A 16,567-nucleotide genomic window follows, 5' to 3' on the forward strand; every position below is an offset into this window, starting at 1 on the left:
GTAGAGCGCAACCTTGCCAAGGTTGAGGTCGCGAGTTCGAGTCTCGTTTCCCGCTCCAGATTCAAGAAAAACGCTCCCGCAAGGGGGCGTTTTTCGTTTGTCACACCGGTTGCACCACTGCCGCGCTAGCGTGGCTTGCCGGGCAGGGCGCTGCACCAGGTCCGGGCATCCTGCCGGTCGAAACCGGGGCAGCGGTTGTCCTGCGGAATGTAGACGTAGGGAACGTCATCTTCGTAGGTGAAGTGGTAGTAGTAGGTGCGATCCTTTCCGTACAACCAGTAGTTCGACGAGCCCTGGTTGATGGCATACGGCTCGAAGGTGAGGATCGAGGATTCACCGGGGATGAAGTTGCTGCGTTCCATCCGTAACTGCAGGGCGTTCGAGACCAGTGGGGTGGTCAGGACGAGCGCGATCACACCGACAGTCGCTGTCGTGATCGAGCCAATCAAGAGCCAGCGGCGGGGGCGTTTCACGGTCGGGCAGCGTCGAAGCAAGGCAATGCCGCAATGTGCAATACGCCGCAAAGGTCGTCCAGTGTTCCGTGCCGGGAACGCATTGAAAGCGTAGTGAAAGGCTGGGTCAGCGTTGCCTGAACCGCACGCGTGCTGTGACCTTTTTCGGACGATTTCTCCATGTTCGCTCCACAATCGCACGGTAGCCTTCATGCTCCTTCTACACGTTGGCGGGCTGGTGGTCAGGCGTATCACTTCAGTGGCAGTGCCCAGGACCGGGCGCGGACTCTCCCTGCATGCAGTGCTGCGCCCCGGTGCGTTGTTGGCAAGCCTGGCCCTGGCCGGTTGCATGTCGGTGCCGGTGCCAGACCTGCCTGACCGCACGCCCAGCACCTGGACCCAGGTGCCGCAGGGGCAGGGCGTAGCGGTGGATGCCAGGCAGTGGTGGAAAGTGCTGTCCGACCCGGCGCTGGACGGGTTGGTCGATCAGGCCATCGCTGGCAACTTCGACCTGCAGCAGGCGACTCTTCGCCTGCAGGCCGTTCGGATCGTCGCCGGCACCTCAGATTCGCGTTTCCTGCCGGAAATCTCGGCCAGCGCCAAGCAGGTGCAGGACGCCGCCGCCGTCGATACCTACTTCCATGCCGGCATCGAAGCGATCTGGGACCTGGGCCTGTTCGGCGCCGCCGAGAGCGCGCAGCTGAGCGCGCAGGCCTCGGCCGGCAATGCCGAGGCGCTGCGCAATGCCGCGCAGGTCGCGGTGATTGCCGACGTGGTGCGCAGCTATCTGGACCTGACCGTGGCGCAGGCCCAGCAGGATCTGCTGGCCCGGCAGCAGACCGTGGATGACCGTGGCGAACAGTTGGCCCTGGTCCGCCAGCGCCTGCGCCTGGATGAGCCGGGTGAGCTGGATCGCCTGCGTGCACGCCAGGCCGCCACCCGCGCCGCCATCGCACAGGCGCGGGAAAACGCCGACAACGCGGCCCGCGCGCTGGCATTGCTGCTTGGTCGTGACGGTCCGGATCCGGCCTGGCGCGCCTATCGCACGCCGCCGAAGCTGGGCACGTTCTCGCTGCAGCAGGTGCCCGCCGATCTGCTGCGCCACCGTCCGCAGATCCTGCTGGCCGAATCGGAGGTGATGCAGGCTGCGGCCAGCAAGGGCTCCGCGCGCGCCGCGATGTATCCGCGGGTCAGCCTTGGCGGCTCCATCCTGTATGCCTACAACCTTACCCAGAACGCCCGCTCCAATTCCGACTCCAGTCCATCGATCGGCCCGTACGTCGATATTCCACTGTGGGATTGGGGCCAACGCCGTGCGCGTTTCCATGCCGATGAGAAGCAACTGGACGCCGCATTGCTCGGGTATCGCAAGGCCGTGCTGGAAGGCGTGAGCGAAGTGGAAGGCGCGCTCGGCAGCCTGGCACGCCAGGACAGCAGCATCCAGTCGCTGCGTGTGGCCAATGATGCCGCCGGCCAGCAGGTCAAGCGCCAGGCGCGGCAGGTGCAGCTGGGCCTGTCCAGCGAGTTCGATGGACTGGACACGCAGCGCGCCGCGCTCGCCTCGCAGGCTGATCTGATTGGTGCGCAGGGCGCACGCGTGCTCGCGTTTGCTTCGCTGTACCGCGCACTTGGTGGTGCACCGCTGCCGGCTGAGGGTGAGGGCGAACAGCAATGATCGCGCTGGCCCGAAAGACCCTGGCCTATGAGTGGCGCCGGTTCCTGCCGGTGGTGCTGGCGATGTGCTTCGCCGGCGTGCTGCTGATCGTGCAGGCGGCGCTGGTGCTGGGCATCTTCGGTACCGCCGCGATCTACGTGAAGGCATCTTCGGCCGACATCTGGGCCGGTTTCCCTGGCACCCAGAGCGTCAACTACGGACACGCTATCAGCGCGGATGTCGAAAGCCATCTGCGCATGGACCCGGATGTCACCCGCGTCGAACCCTACGAATGGGTCGATGGCGAATGGCGTTCCAGCGCGCAGGGCACTGGCAACGTGTCGGTGTACGTGTCCGGCATTTCCACCCGCGACGACGCGATGATGTTCGCGCGCATCCTGCCCGTCGACCTGCGCGCACAACTGCGTGAGCCGGGTGCGGTGATCGTCGACAGCGCCGATCTGGATACGCTGGGTGTGGACCTGCAGAACAACCGTGCCTGGATCAATGGCAAGGCGGTGCGCGTGGTCGCTGCACAACCGGGCCTGCGTGGCCTTGGTGGTGTCAACGTACTGGCTTCGCTGGATACCGCGCGTGCCATCGCCGGCACCGACCCACACGAGGGCAGTACCTATTTCGTGGCGGGCCTGCGCTCGCCGGACCTGGCCGATCGCGTGCGTGACCGTTTGTCCGCGTCGATGGGCCGGGCCACGCCGGTCGAGTTCTGGACCGCGCCGGAGTTCGCCAGCCGCTCGCAGCAGTATTGGCTGTTCGATACCGGCGCAGGTATCGCGGTGTTGTTCATGGCGGTCATCGTCTGCTTCGTCGGCGCGGTGATCACTAACCAGTCGTTCGCGTCGGTGGTGGCCGGCTCAGTGCGCGAGTACGCCACGCTCAATGCACTCGGTGCAGGCCGCTATGCGCTGGCACGGGTGGTGTTCGAGCAGGCATTGCTGATCGGCGGTGTCGGCATGTTGCTGGCGGCGGCGTTCAGTACCGTGGTGCTGTTGATCGCGCAGACCCAGCGCGTTCCGGTGCAGCTGACACCGATGGTGATCCTCGGCTGCGTGGCGCTGGTTGCGGTGATGGCCATGCTCTCCAGCATCATGGCGGTGCGCAGTGTCGTCCGCTCCGATCCATCGTTGCTGCTGCGTTGAGGACCGGCTGATGACTTCTACACGCGCCGTCGCCCCGACCCTGCAGGCCGACGCACTGGAAAAAGGTTTCATGTCCGGCGATGTGCAGGTGCCGGTGCTGCGCGGCCTGTCGCTGGACATCTATCCCGGTGAACTGACTCTGGTATCGGGCCCGTCCGGCTGTGGCAAGAGCACGCTGTTGTCGTTGCTGTCCGGCCTGTCCGCGCCCGATGGCGGTCGCGTGCACGCACTCGGCCAGGACGTGGGACACATGACCCGCAGCGAGGTGGAGCGCTTCCGCCTGCACCATGTCGGCTTCGTGTTCCAGGGCTTCAACCTGTTCCCGGCGCTGACCGCGCTGGAGCAGGTACAGCTGCCGCTGGGCTACCGCGGCATGAGCAATCGCGAAAGCGAGCCGCTGGCCCGCAAGGCGCTGGAAGAAGTGGGCCTCAGCCATCGCAGCCACATGCGACCGGCGCAGCTGTCCGGCGGTGAGAAGCAGCGTGTAGCCGTTGCCCGCGCCTTCGCCAAGTCGCCGACGCTGATCTTCGCCGACGAACCCACCAGCGCGCTGGACGCCGAGAACGGCCAGCGCGTGATCGACATCCTGCATCGCTACGCACGCGCGCGTGGCGCCACCGTGCTGTGCGTGAGCCACGATCCGCGCCTGATCCGGCATGCCGATCGGGTGATCGCCATGGAAGACGGCCTGGTCCGTGATGACCGCCGCCAGAACGAAACTGTAGAGTCCGCCCCATGACCAAGACGTCGCACCTGCTTCCCCTCAGCCTGGCCCTGTCCGCGGCACTGCTGCTCGGCGCCTGTTCCAAGGAGGCACCCGCGCCTGCACAGCCGCCTTCGGGCAAGGCCGGTGCAACCGCCGCTGGCAAGGTTGCGGTCGCGCGCGGCATCATCGATGTCGAGGGCGGGCTGATCGCGTTGGCGCCGCCGGTGGATGGCTCGATCACTGCCGCGCCGGTGAAGGAGGGCGCCACGGTGAAGAAGGGGCAGCTGCTGCTGTCGCTGGACGGCGCTCTGCTGCAGCAGGAGGTGGCGATGGCCACCGCCGATCTGGCCCTGGCCAATGATCGCCTGAAGGGCAGCCAGGCGCAGCTGCGCGAACTGGAGCGCAACGCCACCCGCCTGTCCACGGGGGCCAGCGAGGGCGTGTCGTCCAACCAGCAGGCCGATGCAGCCAAGCAGCAGCTGGCCGGTGTACGCGCCGATGTCGACGTGGCCGGTGCGCAGGTCGACATGGCCCAGCACAAGTTGGAAAACGCCAGGCTGAAACTGCAGCAGATGTCGCTGAGTGCACCGGAAGCCGGCACCGTGGTCGGCCAGGTGCCGGGCCTTGGCGCATTCGTGCAGGCCGGCAAGCCGGCGATCTCGCTGCTACCGGCGCGTCCGCTGCAGGTGCGTGCAGAACTGAGCGCCGCCTATGCCGATGCCGTGCAGGTCGGCATGAAGGCTACCGTCGTGCCGGATAGCGATGGCGCCGAAAACACCGGCACGCTGCCTGCTGCGCGCGTGGTGCGCATCAGCCCGGTGTTCGCGCAGGCACGCCTGCCTGAAGACGCAGGGCGCGGCGTGGCCAAGGTGGTGGAGTGCGTGCTGGAGTTCGATGGCGAGGCCAAGGCGCGCTTCGGCCAGCATGTGCGGGTGGAGTTTCGGAAGTAGGCCTAGCGTTGCAGCGGGGCCGCCTCCGCACGCCCGCGGCGCCTGAGCGCCCGCCATGCGCTCACCGCCGATAGCACGCACAGCGCCAGCAGCAGTCCCACGTCCAGCAGCAGCAACCACAGCAGATGCATGCCGTGCACCGGCGGCTGGTGCATGGCCGACAGCATCCACGGCACCGACCATGCCAGCAGCAGGGCGAAGGCAATCAGCAGGCGCAGCCACAGCCGCTTCAGTTTCCACGGCCGCACGATCAAGGCGGCCACGACCAGTTCAACCGTGCCCAGCAACGCGAACACGATGACGGTGCTGGTCGGGTAGGGCAGCTCGGCGCCTTCCAGGCGGTGCAGCAACCAGTAGTCCGGGGTGAAGCCGGCATTGACCAGTGCGGCGATCAGCGCCAGCCAGGTCAGCGCGACCAGCAACCAGAACAGGCGGACGTAGCGTCTAGGCATCGGCGGTGTCCGTGGTGGCAGGCAGGCGGTTGTGTGATGCATACCATGCGGATGTGACGATCGCGGCCAGTGCCAGCAGGCCGGGCCCGAGGGTGAAGTACAGCAGGCGCAGCGGGTGGTTGTGCATCAGCGTCCAGCTGGCGAACGCCAAGGGGATCGCCAGCACCAACAGCTTGGCGAACAGCGGCCGCAACACCGCGATCAGCGGCTGCGCGCAGAGGAACATCCAGAACAGATAGAACTGGGCGATGCCCAGCCCGATGTCGCGATGGGACGCGAAGCCGAAGTTGTCGCGATACCAGTTCATCCCCAGCGGAATCAGTGCCCAGTACAGCAGCGCTACCAGCAGATGCAGCGCCAAGGCGATCAACAGGGGCTTGCCGCGAAGGAGCATGGGCGCACGGGGCTGGGCGGGGCAGCGTACCCCAGTGCGGACGCCCGTGACCGCATGATGTGAAGACTGTTGACGGCGTGAAGGAATTTGGACACAATAGCGCTCCTTCGACGCAGGTCGAACGGAATCTGCGGGAATAGCTCAGTTGGTAGAGCGCAACCTTGCCAAGGTTGAGGTCGCGAGTTCGAGTCTCGTTTCCCGCTCCAGATTCTACAGGGCCCCGGTAGGGGCCTTGTTTGTCTCCCGCCACGGCAAGGCGGGGCACGTTGGGCCACAAGGCTTTACGCGCAGTCAGAAAGGTGAAATCGCTGGTGTGTGTTCCGGGTTTCCGGTACCATGGCGGCTTATGCGGGAATAGCTCAGTTGGTAGAGCGCAACCTTGCCAAGGTTGAGGTCGCGAGTTCGAGTCTCGTTTCCCGCTCCATGTTCCGACAGGCCCCATCATGGGGTTTTGTCTTGTCAGGGCTCCGTTCCTGGCGTGCAGTACGTTGGCCTCATGGCAGAGTGGCTATGCACCGGATTGCAAATCCGTTTACAGCGGTTCGATTCCGCTTGAGGCCTCCAATTGAAAAGCCCTGACTCCGGTCAGGGCTTTTTTGTATTTGATGGATGCCGACTCTGCCAGCTTGGGCGACGGGTCAGGAGCTGGAGCCCGGGTCGAAAGGTCCCGAGGTGCAATGCCATGGGCAGAGTCGAGGGCTGGCAGTACGAAAAGACAGGGCAGCAGTCCCTGCCGCCCTGAAATACGTGAAAGTGAGGTGTTGCACAGGCCCCACGAGAGAGAGAGCATGTGGACGTTCGTGCGCCAGTCGCCGGACTGAACCTGTCAGCCCGTTGGAAAGTCGGCATGGCGGTGGATCAACTTCCACTCGTCGTCGACGTTGCGGAAGACCTCGGTCACTCTGATGGTCATCTTGGTTGTGGCATCACGGCCGGCCAGTTTGACGGCTGCAATCTGGTGTCCTGTCCAGAAGGCGAGATCACCCTCGGCCTGGTGCAGGACATCGATTCGGCTTGTCCCCCCTGGTTGGAACAGCGTCGAATCGCGCGCATATCGTGCTGCAACGTCCTCGGCGCCGGAGATGCTGTCTCCGCTGGGGCTGTGAAATGTGGCTTGCCCGTCTTTGCTCAGAAGAGCGTCCAACGGGGCCGCATCGCCGTTGCAGAACGCGGACGCTGCGCAGGCACGTCGGGAAAGGAATGAAGCAAAGCTTGCTGCTGTCATTGGTGGACTTCCTGTTGCTGTCATTGGGAATCTGACGGCTACGCTGCGGAACGGAAGGCGCTGCGTCCGTGGCTGACATGCAGGGCCAGAACAGCAACGCGCTCGCCAAGATGGCGCGCCGTAGCCAGATCAGATTCCGGTGGCGCGGTTTCCGCCGTTTCATCGACATTGGACTGCGCCGCAGCGCCCAGCCAGAATCCGAGGCGATTGAGGTCATTCGGAGAGCCACTCGCTGAGTTGTTCGAGGCGGGCAAAGCCATGTTGACCCAGTGCATGCCGTGCTGTGCAGCGAAAACAGCCAGCTGGATCAACGTTCCGAGTTTGTCGCCCGCATGCGCGCCGGAGTTGGTGAAACCCGCGGCGATCTTGTTCTGCCACGCGGCGCCTTTGGACATCACCTCGGGTGAGGTCACTTCCTGAAATGCCTTGAAGGCAGCTGAGACGTTGCCCATATAGGTGGGCGTGCCGAAGATGATCCCGTCCACCAGGGCCAGATCATCCCAGTGACGTTGTGCTTCTTCGACGGTGTACAGAACGGCTTCGGCGCCTGGCACCTGCTCCACTCCCTCTCGCACGGCCTTGGCCTGCCGTGCTGTGTGGCCATAGGTGCTGTGGTAGACAACGGCTATTCGAACGCTGGACATCTTGAACTCCAAGGAAAATGAACCCCTTGCGTTTCTGCAAGGCGCACGGGACCGATGAGGCTTCGAGTGGAAGCCTCAGCAGGAAAGATTCAGAACGGCTTGAAATCAGCTGGCGAAAGCGCCTGCGACAATTTCAAGGCGATAGAGGAAGCGACGCCACGCCTCGCCCATACGTGTGTAACTGAGCGCAGACGTGGAGGGGAAACCGGACTGCTCCATGAGCAGACGTGTCCCGTTGCCTTCAGGCAGGAGTGTCCAGGTCACCGTGGTCTTCAGGCCGCTTGTGGACTCCGACCCATCTCCCCAGTGATACACCAGCAGCCGGGGAGGCTCTACCGCGACGACCTGGCAATGGGTTACTCCCGACCACCCTGGCAGGGGCGTTGCGCGCAACGTGAAACGGCGACCGACTTCGGGAACGAAGTCGTTGGCCATCAGCCACTCTTCGATAAGCCAGGACTGAGTCAACGCGCGCCATACCTTTTCCGGGGGATGGGGTAGCGTCCGTTCGAAGACCAGGCTATGTACATCCGGCGACGTGTTCATGAGTCCATCCTGTCCAGCAGGCTGGACAGGGCATCGAGACGTCCGTTCCAGAAGTCGCTGTACACCTTGAGCCAGTCCACCAGAGGAGAAAGCCCGCCAGGTGCAATCTGGTAATAGGTTTCGCGCCCGTCTTTGCGGCCCTCGACGAGCCCTGCCTGCTTGAGCACGGCCAGATGCTTGGAGACGGCGGGCTGGGAAATGCCCGCGAACTCGGTGAGGTTGCCCACCGTCTGTTCTCCCTCCCGGGCCAGGCGCTGGAAGATTCCGCGCCGTGTGGATTCCCCGAGTGCGCTGAACAGCGCATGGGTTGTGTCATGTTCCATCGCCCGCTCTCATCTCGATACATAGCCGGTTGGTTATGCGTTAATTTATAACCATGGAGTTATGAGTCGTCAATAGGCGGTTGCAGCGTCCGAGTAAAACAAGTCCGACCGTTCAGCCTGAACCCGGCCGTACAGGGTTGGCGTTCACCGCTCAAGGAGGGTGCTGAGATTGCTCAGGGCGCTTCAATCCGGTTCTCCGTGACCTGGACCGGCATCCAACGATGGCTACAGCCGGGCCAGCGCCTGCACCGTGGCTTGCGTCAGCGGCTGGGGCAGGGCATCCAGTGCGAACCAGCCCAGCCCGGTCTGCACACCCGGCTCCTGGATGGAAGCCTGGGCACCCGCAGGTGCCCGTGCCTCGAAGATCGGCGCGACCCAGTGCTGCGCAAGCGCCGGCTCGAAATGATCGGCCACGCACAGCAGGCGCAGCAGCTGCACTTCCAAGGCGGTCTCCTCGCAGACTTCGCGGACCACAGCAGCCTCCACCGTTTCCATCCAGTCGACTTTGCCGCCGGGCAGGCCCCAATGCCCGCGCTCCGGATCGCGTCCGCGCTGGATCAGCAGGATGCGGCCGTCGGCATCACGGACGACGGCGCCGCATCCAACGCGGGGAATCTGCAGTTCAGTCATGGCGGAGAATGAAGAAGGGGTTGTCTTCATTCTTGCATGCACACCGCATCAGGCGAACCCGCGCTAGGCTGGGCACCTGTGCATCAGCAACCTCACGGGTGTATCGCATGCTTATCCGGCAACTCAGCGCTGACGACGCTGACATTCTCTGGCAAGCACGGTTGCAGGCGCTTCGCGAGTCGCCCGCTGCGTTCCTGTCCACTCTGGCCGAGGCGCAGAATGACTCGGCGGACGTGATGCGCGCCCAGCTTGCTGATTCTGGTACGCGCTACTTCGGCACGTTCGTTGACGGCATGCTGGTGGGTTTCCTGCGTTACGTGCGCCCGGTGCGGATGGCGCGACGGCATACGGCGGAAGTGCACAGTGTCCACGTGGGTGCTGGCCATCGTGGCCAGGGCATCGCCCGTCAGCTTCTTCTTGCAGCGTTCGCGGCTGCGCGCGCGGAAGGCATTGAATCGCTCACCCTCACTGTGCTGGCGGACAATACTGCTGCACGCGCGCTGTATGAATCGCTGGGCTTCAGCATATTTGGCACGGAGCCGCGGGCAGTCAAACGCGCGGGCAGCTACACGGATATCGTCTCGTACTCGATCACTCTGCACTGACAGTGAAACGTTGCCGCGGGCGCGGTCATGTTTTCGTGGCACGATGGGCTGGACACATGTCTATTCAACGAAGACTGGGCAATGCACGTTCAGGTATACCGCTGGCAAAGCGTAACGTCGGATCACCGTCAGCAGGCGGTGGATCTGCTCCGCCAGGCATTCCCGGACATGCAGGGCGACGGCTACGCCATTCCGGCGCCGGTCGCTCTGGTTCTGGCGATGGAAGGCGATCACGTGGTCGCTCACCTTGCACTGTACGAACGCAGCGTATTGCTGGACGGCGAGCCGGAACGCATAGGCTTGATCGGCGGCGTGGTGGTACGTGCTGACGTTCGCAGGAAGGGTGTCGCGTCACGCTTGATCGAAGCTGCGCATGCTGAACTGCGCCAGCGCGGGATCCATTTCGCGGTGTTGTTCGCCCTGGATCATCGGCACTACGCCTCGGCCGGATATGCACCGATGCAGAACGAGACCTGCTTCATCGAAGACGGTCACGCGCGCCGTTTCGTCTATCGAGGCGGCATGGTGGCCGCGCTGGGAGAGCGCCGCTGGACCACCGCCGTGCTCGATCTGCAGGGCGAAACGGTCTAGATCGCTAGGCAGAAGCGCCCATAGGGGTGTCCGCGCGGAAGTTGCGCCCGACCGGTTCGCTCACGCCCAGGTAGTGGCGGAACAGGTAGATCAGCGGCTTCCAGCGGGCGACATCGATGTGCTGGGTACCAGCCACGGTGATCGCTTCGTGCGCATGCACGCAACGGATCCGTCCTTCGACGATCACGAAGCCCTGGCCGTCATCCTCGCCGGGCGGGTGCATCGCCATCACGCTGACTTCCACCTGCAGCGGGCACTCGGCAATCGCCACCGGCGCGACGTGGGTCGAGTCGATCGCACTGAAGCCTCCCAGTGTGAACTTGTCGCGGACGTGCTCGTAGCCCATCGCCTGTTTGGCAGTGGGCACCGGGTCGCGGCCTGTCACCCGCGCGATCGCCTCGACCTGTGCGGCCTGCGCGCAGGACGGGAAGTTCAGTACGCACTCGTTGCGCAACTGCAGGTTGCGATAGCCCTGACCCTGCACGCCGAGGCCCAGCACCACCCGGTTGCCCAAGGCCCAGAACGAAGACAGCGGACTGATGTTGCTGCTGCCATCGTCGTTCAGCGTGGTCATCAGCAGCACCGGTGTGCCCGGGTACAGGACCGAAGGGGTGATGCGGCGGCGGAGGGGCGGGGTGGTTTTCACGGCAGGCCTTGCGCTATCGGGGCGGCCACTGTGCCTGGGCAGCGGGTGCCGACGCTTCGGCCTGCATCGAACTGTCGGCCCGCAGCGGCGTGCCACAATGCGGGCATGGTCCACTCCCCTGGTTCCCTTGTCAGTGTCGGTGCCCTGGTCGGTGACCAGGCGCGCGCGGCCATGCTGTTGCAGCTGATGGATGGGCGTGCCTATACCGCGATGGAGCTGGCCCGCGTGGCCGGGGTGACACCGCAGACGGCGAGCACGCATCTGCGCAGGCTGGTCGAGGGCGATCTGCTGGTCGCCGTCGCGCAGGGGCGCCACCGCTACCACCGGCTCGCCTCGCACGAAGTTGCCGACATGCTGGAGGGCATCCTGCGCGTTGCCGACCGCACGCCGTCCTGCACCGCTTCCGCATCGCGCAGCATGCCGGCGTTGCGCCAGGCGCGTTCCTGCTATCGGCATCTGGCCGGCGTGCACGCGGTGGCGATCACTGATCATCTGTTGCACGCGGAGTATGTGCGCATGCAGGCGGCACATTGGGAGGTGACCGATGCCGGTGCGGTGTTCCTGCGGCAGATCGGGCAACCGTTGGCCGACCTGCTGCAGCAGCCGAGGGCGGCCAAGCCTGCGCGGCACTGCCGGGGCTGCCTGGACTGTACCGAGCGACGACCGCACCTGGCCGGTATGGTCGGCGAAGCGATGCTGGACAGCTTCCTGCACAACGATTGGCTGCGAAGGGTGGAGAACCGGCGAGAGCTGCGGATCACGCCGGCAGGGCAGGCGGCTTTTGCGCGCCTGTTTTCGATCCACGGCTTCGGCGGCTGACAGGCGCGACATTCGGTACCAGCTGGCGCGCGCTGACAATCTGCGATTCCTCGTGGCGCAGGCCCACCTTCAGTTCCAGAGCGGCCGGCGCGTTCATACCCGCCCGATCCGCATGTTGATCGGCCAGCGGATCGCACGAGGCTGTTGCGGATCGCCCCAGTGCGCGGCCAGTTCGTCTGCGTAGTCCTGCAGCAGTGTCTGTTGGCCGGCTTCGCGAGCACGCCGCACTGCCGACCAGGTGCTGAAGTAGCCCAGCGTCCCGGCCAGGTTCCAGTCGCGCTCGATCGCCAATGCGGGGTAGGCGAACTCCTCGAACGGGAACGCCAGGTCGGCATAGCCGCTGTCGACCAGCTGACGCTCAGCCGGCCAGTAGTGGCCCATGTCGGTACCGTAGAAGCGGGCAAAGCGCGGTTGCAGGTCGGCCTCCAGCTGCGGTGTGCCGTAGCTGACCAGCGCCAGCACGGCACCGGGCGCGGCAACGCGGCGCACTTCGGCGTAGAACGCGGGCAGATCGAACCAATGCGCGGCCTGGGCGACGGCAATCAGGTCGGCACTGGCATCGGCCAATGGCAGCTGTTCGGCCGAGGCCTGCTGGTAGCTGACACCTGCGGCGGGCGCAGCGTTGGCAATCTGGTCGGCGCTCGGGTCCATGCCCAGTACGGCATCGAAGTGCGGGGCGAGCAGGCGGGTGAGCTGGCCGTTGCCACACCCCACATCGATCGCCAGTGCGCGCGCGCTGCACGAGGACGCGAGGAAGTCCGCCAATGCAGCGGGATAGTCGGGGCGGTGCGCGGCGTAGTTGCGGCCGCCCTGGTCGAACCAGTTCTGTGGGCTCATCGATGTAGTCCTCGTACTTCGGTCAGGCGTTGTGCGAAGCCGCGCTGTTCCAGCGCGCGTGCGGTAGCTTCGAGGGCATCGAGCAGCGGATGGCCGATCTCGGCTTCCAGCGTGCCGATGGCTTCGAAGATCAGTGACCAGTGCGGTTCCAGGCGGCGCAGCAGATCCTCGCCCTCGGCAGTGAGGACCAATGCGCTCTTGCGCGCGTCTTCGGCCATCGGCTGCCGCCGTAGCAGGCCCTGCTCGATCATCAGGCCCACGGTCTGGCTGATCGCGCCCTGGGTGAGTCGGCTGGCGTCGGTGATTTCGCCCACGGTGCGCGCGCCGCCAGCGAGGGCGCGCATCACCGGGGTATAGCGTGCGCGGTAGTTCAGGCCCATGTCCCGGTAGACCTGTTCGGCTCCCTGGTCCACGAGTTCGGCGGTGTAGCGGAGCAGTTCGCCCAGTCCGGCAGTGTGTCTCATGGCCGCCAATATGCATTAGGGCTAATGGAGTTTCAAGGGTCAGTCTCAGCCACCTGCGACATGGCAAGGCGCTATGGTCGAGTTCCAAGTCTTAGGGAGCTGCAATGGCGAGCAAGGACATGAACGATCGCGGCACGCTGGCGGTACGCCAGCAATGAGCAAATCTTCTGTGGAAGTACGTTGGCTGACGTTCCGGCTGATGAACGGCCAGTCGATCGGACCGGATCGGCTGAAGGATGGATGGGTGATTGCTTCGGAGACCCGCCACTGCGGGGTGCGCCGCGAGTCCATCGAAGGTGCGGGCGTGGTTTACGCGCTGTATGCACCGGCCAACCTGGCCTCGCCGCGGCGCGCGGAGATGCGCATGCGCGAATTCCTGATGAGCTCTGGTTACACCTTCACCATGGGCACGCTGGGCGGCTGACGCCGCCCGTTGGGGTTACGGGCGCACGGTCAGTGCCTGGCCGAGCGTGCCGATCGGGCCGCGTGCATCGTGCAGCACCGTGCTGGTCAGGCCAAGGCACTGGCGGCCGAACGATACCGATGTGTCGAAGCCCAGCCACTCGCCTTCGGGCATGCCGAACAGGTGCGCGGTCAGATCGAGGTTGGGGAAGGCGACCTCCTTCGGATCGGCGCGCACGGCCATGCCATTGGACAGGTCGAACAGGGTGGCGGCACGGGCCAGTGGACTGACCGGCTCGCCGTCCAGCAGCGCGTGCTTCGCGCGCGCCCAGTAGGTGGCACGGCCGGGCCCCTGGTCGTGCCGGCGGATCTCCACGCTCTTGATGAAACCACCTGGCCACACCGTACCTGGATCCCACGCGGGCATTGATTCCGGTGGTGCGATGGCTGCGATCGGCGTGCCGGCCATGGCCTGCGTATCGTTCGGGTGCATCAGCCATGCACGCACGCGCAGCGCCGGGCGATCGTCATGGCGCAGCGTGGCTTCGACCAGTTCGATGGTGCGACCGCCGCGCAGCACCTGCACGTCGGCCTCCATCGCTTCGATCGGGATGGTGCCGAGGATGTCGTAGGACAGGCGCGCGATCAGGAAGCCGTGGCCGCGTGCCGCAGCGTCGCGTTCCAGGTGGTGCGCCAGCAGCCCGATCGCCGGTGCGATGTGCTGCTCGCGGATGTTCCAGGCGCCGCCCGTGTGTTCGGTCGGCAGGTAGCGGGTGTCGCTCAGTCGTTCGAAGAAGGCCATCGTATGCGTTGCTTCAGCAGGGAGGGGAGGCGGCAGGATCTCCACCGGTCTCTGCATCGTAAGCGTTTGGCGGCGTGGCCGGCTGAGCCGGCTCCCGCAGGAGCCGGCCGGATGCCGGTCAGGAGGACTGGCAATCCATTTCGCGGCACATCTTGTACTGGGCCAGGCATTCTGCGGGTGTCTTGGCCAGTGGGCCTGAGGTTCCACGCAGACAATATTCGTACTGCTGACTGCAGAATTCACAGGGGCCTGCGGCGAAGGCCAGCCCGGTCACGGCCATGCCAAGGAACATCACGGTCTTCAAGGTCGTCTTGATCATCACGTCAGTCCTTTGTGTGCCCGTCAGTGGGCCCGGCCACCATAGCAGTCCTTATGGCACGCCCCTGATGCGCTGCGACGCGTTGAGCTCAACGCTGGATTGCTTTCAAGGCGTCGACAACCTGTGCTTCAGAGAAGCCACAATGCCCTTCGCCCACTGGCGGCAGCACGCGCGGCACTGGCCGCGCGCCGGCTCGTGCAGCCATCTGCGGATACACCGCCTGCATGTGCGGCACGATGGTCGGGTCGTTGTGATTGAACTGGATCACCAGCGGTCGCTTCAGCGCGCCGGTCATTGCCAGCGTGTCGCGGACATGCGCCTGTGCCGCAGGCACGGCATCGATGCGCTGCACGCCGGCATTGAACGCGGCGTCGTCACCGAATCCGCTGTAGACCACGCCGATGTTGCCGACCGGCATGCCGCCGCTCCGTGTAGCCAGTTCGTGCAGGACCAGCGCGTGCAGGCTGATCGTGGCGGCCAGTGCATCAGCGGAGACCTGCAGCCGCCGCGCCAGCACTGCGGCGTGCGACGGTTCGTGCTGCAGTGCATTGGCAATGCCCTGGTACAACTCGCCCTGCGGCAGCGCCGCCGCTTCGCGCGATACCAGGCCGGTAGGCGGCAGCCCATCGGCCTTGGGGAAGAAATAGTCGAATGCGACCAGCGTGGTCAGCAGATCGGTCGCGATCTGTTCGCCACTGAGATTGGCGCCGCACAGCGACACGCCACCGGCGTAGTGCTGCGGGAAACGCTCGAGGCTGCCGATGGTCACGGCACCGCCCATCGAGAATCCCAGCATCCAGGTGTGGCGGACATGCTTGAGTTCACCCACTGCCTGCTGGCGCAGGCGTTCCGTATCTGTGATCGCATCGGCCACCGCCCAGCCCTGGCTGGCGTAGGCGCTCTGCGCGACGGCGTAACCTGCTGCAAGCAGTGGTGCGGTGCTGTCATTGACTGCCATGGGTACGGTGCGCGGCACGCCGACCGGTTCATAGCCATGGGCCAGCATTACAAGATCGCCATTCCAGTTCGCTGGTACATCCAGCCGCCACGGTGCATCCCGCAGCTCGCCGCTGAGCGTGCGTGCCGCCGTCGGCGGTGCCGCCAGCAGGACCGTCGATGGCAACAGCAGGCCGAGGGCGAGGGCACATCGAAGCAAGGGGCGCATCGGGGTCGTTCCATGCAGGAATGGCGCCGAGCATAGATGCCAGCGAAACGTTGCGCGCGCTGCACTGCCGCAGGGGATTGTGGGTCGACCGTGCTGCGCTCTACGCTGGCCGCATGGTCCTGCACGTCACCGCGTCGATTATCCGGATTCCCCAGGGGAAGGCGGGATAGCGCGCGGTCGTCACGGCCAAGCAACCCGCCCGGGCAGGCGGGCTGCACATGGCGCTCTCCCGGGCACTGGAATCCACCGAGGAGAACGCAGATGCAACCTCTTTCATCGACCGACGAAGCCCCGACCCTGCACCTGCTGTGCGGCAAGATCGGTGCAGGCAAATCGACCCTGTCGCAGCAACTGGCGGCGAAGCCGCGCCACGTCCTGATCAGCGAAGACGCATGGCTGGCCACGCTGCATCCGGGCGACATCCACTCCATCTCCGATTACCTGCAGCGTGCAGCCACGCTGCGAAGTGTGCTGACCGATCATCTGCGTGCATTGTTGCGCGTGGGCGTCTCGGTGGTGCTCGATTTCCCCTTCAACACGCCGGCCGCGCGGGCATGGGCGCGCGAGGTGTTCGAGCCAGTGGGTGCTGCGCACCGGCTGCATTTTCTCGACGTTGCCGACGAGGTCTGCAAGGCGCGGCTGCGCGCGCGCAATGCACTCGGCGAGCATCCGTTCCAGGCCAGCGACGAGGCCTTCGAACAGATCACCTGCCACTTCGTTGCACCTGCCGTGGAAGAGGGCTTCGTGGTGATGCGCTACACCGAGGCAGGCCCCGCATAGCGCG

23 protein-coding genes and 3 tRNA genes are annotated in these 16,567 nt (G+C 65.2%); 12 read left to right on the forward strand and 14 right to left on the reverse strand.

Translation table 11 applies throughout. From position 1 onward, the window contains the following. Positions 1-125: 125 nt before the first annotated feature. Positions 126-416 carry a hypothetical protein gene (locus AC13GF_RS19470; RefSeq protein WP_483005708.1) on the reverse strand — a complete coding sequence of 97 codons (291 nt, stop codon included), beginning with the start codon at positions 414-416 and terminating at the stop codon, positions 126-128. Between the two features lie 247 nt (positions 417-663). Between AC13GF_RS19470 and AC13GF_RS19475 the strand changes: the two genes are divergently transcribed. The 4 genes from AC13GF_RS19475 to AC13GF_RS19490 are packed head-to-tail and all read left to right on the forward strand — an operon-like array spanning position 664 to position 4,919. Continuing rightward, positions 664-2,127 carry an efflux transporter outer membrane subunit gene (locus AC13GF_RS19475; protein ID WP_483005709.1) on the forward strand — a complete coding sequence of 488 codons (1,464 nt, stop codon included), beginning with the start codon at positions 664-666 and terminating at the stop codon, positions 2,125-2,127. After that, a complete protein-coding gene (locus AC13GF_RS19480) occupies positions 2,124-3,263 on the forward strand; it encodes an ABC transporter permease (RefSeq protein ID WP_483005710.1) in 1,140 nt (379 codons plus the stop codon). The genes AC13GF_RS19475 and AC13GF_RS19480 overlap by 4 nt, the downstream gene beginning before the upstream one ends. Positions 3,264-3,273: 10 nt before the next feature. After that, entirely contained in the window at positions 3,274-4,002 is a 729-nt protein-coding gene (locus AC13GF_RS19485; protein ID WP_483005711.1) for an ABC transporter ATP-binding protein, read from the forward strand. Next, positions 3,999-4,919, forward strand: coding sequence for an HlyD family secretion protein (locus AC13GF_RS19490; protein ID WP_483005712.1), 921 nt, complete (start codon positions 3,999-4,001; stop codon positions 4,917-4,919). Before AC13GF_RS19485 ends, AC13GF_RS19490 begins: the two co-directional genes overlap by 4 nt. 2 nt (positions 4,920-4,921) lie before the next feature. On the opposite strand, the gene AC13GF_RS19495 is transcribed toward AC13GF_RS19490, so the two are convergent. Both AC13GF_RS19495 and AC13GF_RS19500 read right to left on the reverse strand, forming a co-directional pair. Next, positions 4,922-5,371, reverse strand: coding sequence for a hypothetical protein (locus tag AC13GF_RS19495; protein WP_483005713.1), 450 nt, complete (start codon positions 5,369-5,371; stop codon positions 4,922-4,924). Beyond that, on the reverse strand, positions 5,364-5,765 hold the full coding sequence (locus AC13GF_RS19500; RefSeq protein WP_483005714.1) for a hypothetical protein: 402 nt from the start codon (positions 5,763-5,765) through the stop codon (positions 5,364-5,366). Before AC13GF_RS19500 ends, AC13GF_RS19495 begins: the two co-directional genes overlap by 8 nt. A 130-nt stretch (positions 5,766-5,895) precedes the next feature. On the opposite strand from AC13GF_RS19500, the gene AC13GF_RS19505 reads away from it, so the two are divergent. From AC13GF_RS19505 to AC13GF_RS19515, 3 genes are all read left to right on the forward strand, one after another. Beyond that, a tRNA-Gly gene (locus tag AC13GF_RS19505) sits at positions 5,896-5,971 on the forward strand. Between the two features lie 142 nt (positions 5,972-6,113). Further along, positions 6,114-6,189: transfer RNA gene (locus AC13GF_RS19510), tRNA-Gly, on the forward strand. Between the two features lie 66 nt (positions 6,190-6,255). Continuing rightward, positions 6,256-6,329: transfer RNA gene (locus AC13GF_RS19515), tRNA-Cys, on the forward strand. Between the two features lie 262 nt (positions 6,330-6,591). Here AC13GF_RS19515 and AC13GF_RS19520 read toward each other — a convergent pair. The 5 genes from AC13GF_RS19520 to AC13GF_RS19540 form a co-directional block, all read right to left on the reverse strand. After that, positions 6,592-6,990, reverse strand: a complete 399-nt coding sequence (locus AC13GF_RS19520) for a YybH family protein (protein WP_483005715.1) — start codon at positions 6,988-6,990, stop codon at positions 6,592-6,594. A 38-nt stretch (positions 6,991-7,028) separates the two neighbouring features. After that, positions 7,029-7,634, reverse strand: coding sequence for a flavodoxin family protein (locus AC13GF_RS19525; protein WP_126927781.1), 606 nt, complete (start codon positions 7,632-7,634; stop codon positions 7,029-7,031). A 105-nt stretch (positions 7,635-7,739) separates the two neighbouring features. Then, the gene (locus tag AC13GF_RS19530) at positions 7,740-8,180 is read right to left on the reverse strand and encodes an SRPBCC family protein (protein ID WP_126927782.1); all 441 of its coding nucleotides are present in this window, start codon (positions 8,178-8,180) and stop codon (positions 7,740-7,742) included. Beyond that, positions 8,177-8,503 carry an ArsR/SmtB family transcription factor gene (locus AC13GF_RS19535; RefSeq protein ID WP_126927783.1) on the reverse strand — a complete coding sequence of 109 codons (327 nt, stop codon included), beginning with the start codon at positions 8,501-8,503 and terminating at the stop codon, positions 8,177-8,179. The genes AC13GF_RS19530 and AC13GF_RS19535 overlap by 4 nt, the downstream gene beginning before the upstream one ends. A 225-nt stretch (positions 8,504-8,728) precedes the next feature. Continuing rightward, positions 8,729-9,133 (reverse strand): NUDIX hydrolase, encoded by a 405-nt coding sequence (locus tag AC13GF_RS19540; protein ID WP_126927784.1) that lies wholly within the window; start codon positions 9,131-9,133, stop codon positions 8,729-8,731. 107 nt (positions 9,134-9,240) lie between these two features. Between AC13GF_RS19540 and AC13GF_RS19545 the strand changes: the two genes are divergently transcribed. Beyond that, a complete protein-coding gene (locus AC13GF_RS19545; protein WP_483005716.1) occupies positions 9,241-9,738 on the forward strand; it encodes a GNAT family N-acetyltransferase in 498 nt (165 codons plus the stop codon). A gap of 27 nt (positions 9,739-9,765) precedes the next feature. Beyond that, the gene (locus AC13GF_RS19550) at positions 9,766-10,329 is read left to right on the forward strand and encodes a GNAT family N-acetyltransferase (protein WP_483005717.1); all 564 of its coding nucleotides are present in this window, start codon (positions 9,766-9,768) and stop codon (positions 10,327-10,329) included. 4 nt (positions 10,330-10,333) lie between these two features. Here the strand turns inward: AC13GF_RS19550 and AC13GF_RS19555 are convergent, their stop codons facing one another. Beyond that, complete coding sequence (locus tag AC13GF_RS19555; RefSeq protein ID WP_483005767.1) at positions 10,334-10,903, reverse strand: flavin reductase family protein; 570 nt, start codon at positions 10,901-10,903, stop codon at positions 10,334-10,336. Positions 10,904-11,080: 177 nt separating this feature from the next. Here AC13GF_RS19555 and AC13GF_RS19560 point away from each other — a divergent pair, with 177 nt between their 5' ends. After that, complete coding sequence (locus AC13GF_RS19560; RefSeq protein ID WP_483005718.1) at positions 11,081-11,794, forward strand: ArsR/SmtB family transcription factor; 714 nt, start codon at positions 11,081-11,083, stop codon at positions 11,792-11,794. A gap of 93 nt (positions 11,795-11,887) precedes the next feature. Here AC13GF_RS19560 and AC13GF_RS19565 read toward each other — a convergent pair whose 3' ends face one another. Together AC13GF_RS19565 and AC13GF_RS19570 are read right to left on the reverse strand one after the other, a co-directional pair. Then, a complete protein-coding gene (locus tag AC13GF_RS19565) occupies positions 11,888-12,631 on the reverse strand; it encodes a class I SAM-dependent methyltransferase (protein ID WP_483005719.1) in 744 nt (247 codons plus the stop codon). Further along, positions 12,628-13,095 (reverse strand): MarR family winged helix-turn-helix transcriptional regulator, encoded by a 468-nt coding sequence (locus tag AC13GF_RS19570; protein ID WP_483005720.1) that lies wholly within the window; start codon positions 13,093-13,095, stop codon positions 12,628-12,630. Before AC13GF_RS19570 ends, AC13GF_RS19565 begins: the two co-directional genes overlap by 4 nt. A 154-nt stretch (positions 13,096-13,249) precedes the next feature. Between AC13GF_RS19570 and AC13GF_RS19575 the strand changes: the two genes are divergently transcribed. Next, a complete protein-coding gene (locus tag AC13GF_RS19575; protein WP_029380059.1) occupies positions 13,250-13,519 on the forward strand; it encodes a hypothetical protein in 270 nt (89 codons plus the stop codon). A gap of 15 nt (positions 13,520-13,534) precedes the next feature. Here AC13GF_RS19575 and AC13GF_RS19580 read toward each other — a convergent pair whose 3' ends face one another. The 3 genes from AC13GF_RS19580 to AC13GF_RS19590 form a co-directional block, all read right to left on the reverse strand. Further along, positions 13,535-14,299 carry a thioesterase family protein gene (locus AC13GF_RS19580; protein ID WP_483005721.1) on the reverse strand — a complete coding sequence of 255 codons (765 nt, stop codon included), beginning with the start codon at positions 14,297-14,299 and terminating at the stop codon, positions 13,535-13,537. 118 nt (positions 14,300-14,417) lie between these two features. Next, positions 14,418-14,618: a hypothetical protein gene (locus AC13GF_RS19585; protein WP_483005722.1), complete on the reverse strand. Its 201-nt coding sequence runs from the start codon at positions 14,616-14,618 to the stop codon at positions 14,418-14,420. An 88-nt stretch (positions 14,619-14,706) separates the two neighbouring features. Then, on the reverse strand, positions 14,707-15,783 hold the full coding sequence (locus AC13GF_RS19590) for an alpha/beta hydrolase family protein (protein WP_483005723.1): 1,077 nt from the start codon (positions 15,781-15,783) through the stop codon (positions 14,707-14,709). A 261-nt stretch (positions 15,784-16,044) separates the two neighbouring features. Between AC13GF_RS19590 and AC13GF_RS19595 the strand changes: the two genes are divergently transcribed. Then, positions 16,045-16,563, forward strand: a complete 519-nt coding sequence (locus tag AC13GF_RS19595; protein WP_483005724.1) for a P-loop nucleotide/nucleoside kinase family protein — start codon at positions 16,045-16,047, stop codon at positions 16,561-16,563. Positions 16,564-16,567 lie beyond the last annotated feature (4 nt).

This window comes from Stenotrophomonas sp. 22LJNL06-5-1 (genome assembly GCF_056861455.1).

Coding starts and splice junctions, on each gene's coding strand:
- AC13GF_RS19565 (WP_483005719.1), bottom strand. CDS start 12,631: ATGAGCCCACAGAACTGGTTCGACCAGGGCGGCCGCAACTACGCCGCG.
- AC13GF_RS19560 (WP_483005718.1), top strand. CDS start 11,081: ATGGTCCACTCCCCTGGTTCCCTTGTCAGTGTCGGTGCCCTGGTCGGT.
- AC13GF_RS19495 (WP_483005713.1), bottom strand. CDS start 5,371: ATGCCTAGACGCTACGTCCGCCTGTTCTGGTTGCTGGTCGCGCTGACC.
- AC13GF_RS19595 (WP_483005724.1), top strand. CDS start 16,045: ATGCAACCTCTTTCATCGACCGACGAAGCCCCGACCCTGCACCTGCTG.
- AC13GF_RS19500 (WP_483005714.1), bottom strand. CDS start 5,765: ATGCTCCTTCGCGGCAAGCCCCTGTTGATCGCCTTGGCGCTGCATCTG.
- AC13GF_RS19555 (WP_483005767.1), bottom strand. CDS start 10,903: ATGACCACGCTGAACGACGATGGCAGCAGCAACATCAGTCCGCTGTCT.
- AC13GF_RS19550 (WP_483005717.1), top strand. CDS start 9,766: ATGTTTTCGTGGCACGATGGGCTGGACACATGTCTATTCAACGAAGAC.
- AC13GF_RS19545 (WP_483005716.1), top strand. CDS start 9,241: ATGCTTATCCGGCAACTCAGCGCTGACGACGCTGACATTCTCTGGCAA.
- AC13GF_RS19540 (WP_126927784.1), bottom strand. CDS start 9,133: ATGACTGAACTGCAGATTCCCCGCGTTGGATGCGGCGCCGTCGTCCGT.
- AC13GF_RS19570 (WP_483005720.1), bottom strand. CDS start 13,095: ATGAGACACACTGCCGGACTGGGCGAACTGCTCCGCTACACCGCCGAA.
- AC13GF_RS19485 (WP_483005711.1), top strand. CDS start 3,274: ATGACTTCTACACGCGCCGTCGCCCCGACCCTGCAGGCCGACGCACTG.
- AC13GF_RS19475 (WP_483005709.1), top strand. CDS start 664: ATGCTCCTTCTACACGTTGGCGGGCTGGTGGTCAGGCGTATCACTTCA.
- AC13GF_RS19530 (WP_126927782.1), bottom strand. CDS start 8,180: ATGAACACGTCGCCGGATGTACATAGCCTGGTCTTCGAACGGACGCTA.
- AC13GF_RS19575 (WP_029380059.1), top strand. CDS start 13,250: ATGAGCAAATCTTCTGTGGAAGTACGTTGGCTGACGTTCCGGCTGATG.
- AC13GF_RS19480 (WP_483005710.1), top strand. CDS start 2,124: ATGATCGCGCTGGCCCGAAAGACCCTGGCCTATGAGTGGCGCCGGTTC.
- AC13GF_RS19535 (WP_126927783.1), bottom strand. CDS start 8,503: ATGGAACATGACACAACCCATGCGCTGTTCAGCGCACTCGGGGAATCC.
- AC13GF_RS19580 (WP_483005721.1), bottom strand. CDS start 14,299: ATGGCCTTCTTCGAACGACTGAGCGACACCCGCTACCTGCCGACCGAA.
- AC13GF_RS19590 (WP_483005723.1), bottom strand. CDS start 15,783: ATGCGCCCCTTGCTTCGATGTGCCCTCGCCCTCGGCCTGCTGTTGCCA.
- AC13GF_RS19525 (WP_126927781.1), bottom strand. CDS start 7,634: ATGTCCAGCGTTCGAATAGCCGTTGTCTACCACAGCACCTATGGCCAC.
- AC13GF_RS19490 (WP_483005712.1), top strand. CDS start 3,999: ATGACCAAGACGTCGCACCTGCTTCCCCTCAGCCTGGCCCTGTCCGCG.
- AC13GF_RS19520 (WP_483005715.1), bottom strand. CDS start 6,990: ATGACAGCAGCAAGCTTTGCTTCATTCCTTTCCCGACGTGCCTGCGCA.
- AC13GF_RS19585 (WP_483005722.1), bottom strand. CDS start 14,618: ATGATCAAGACGACCTTGAAGACCGTGATGTTCCTTGGCATGGCCGTG.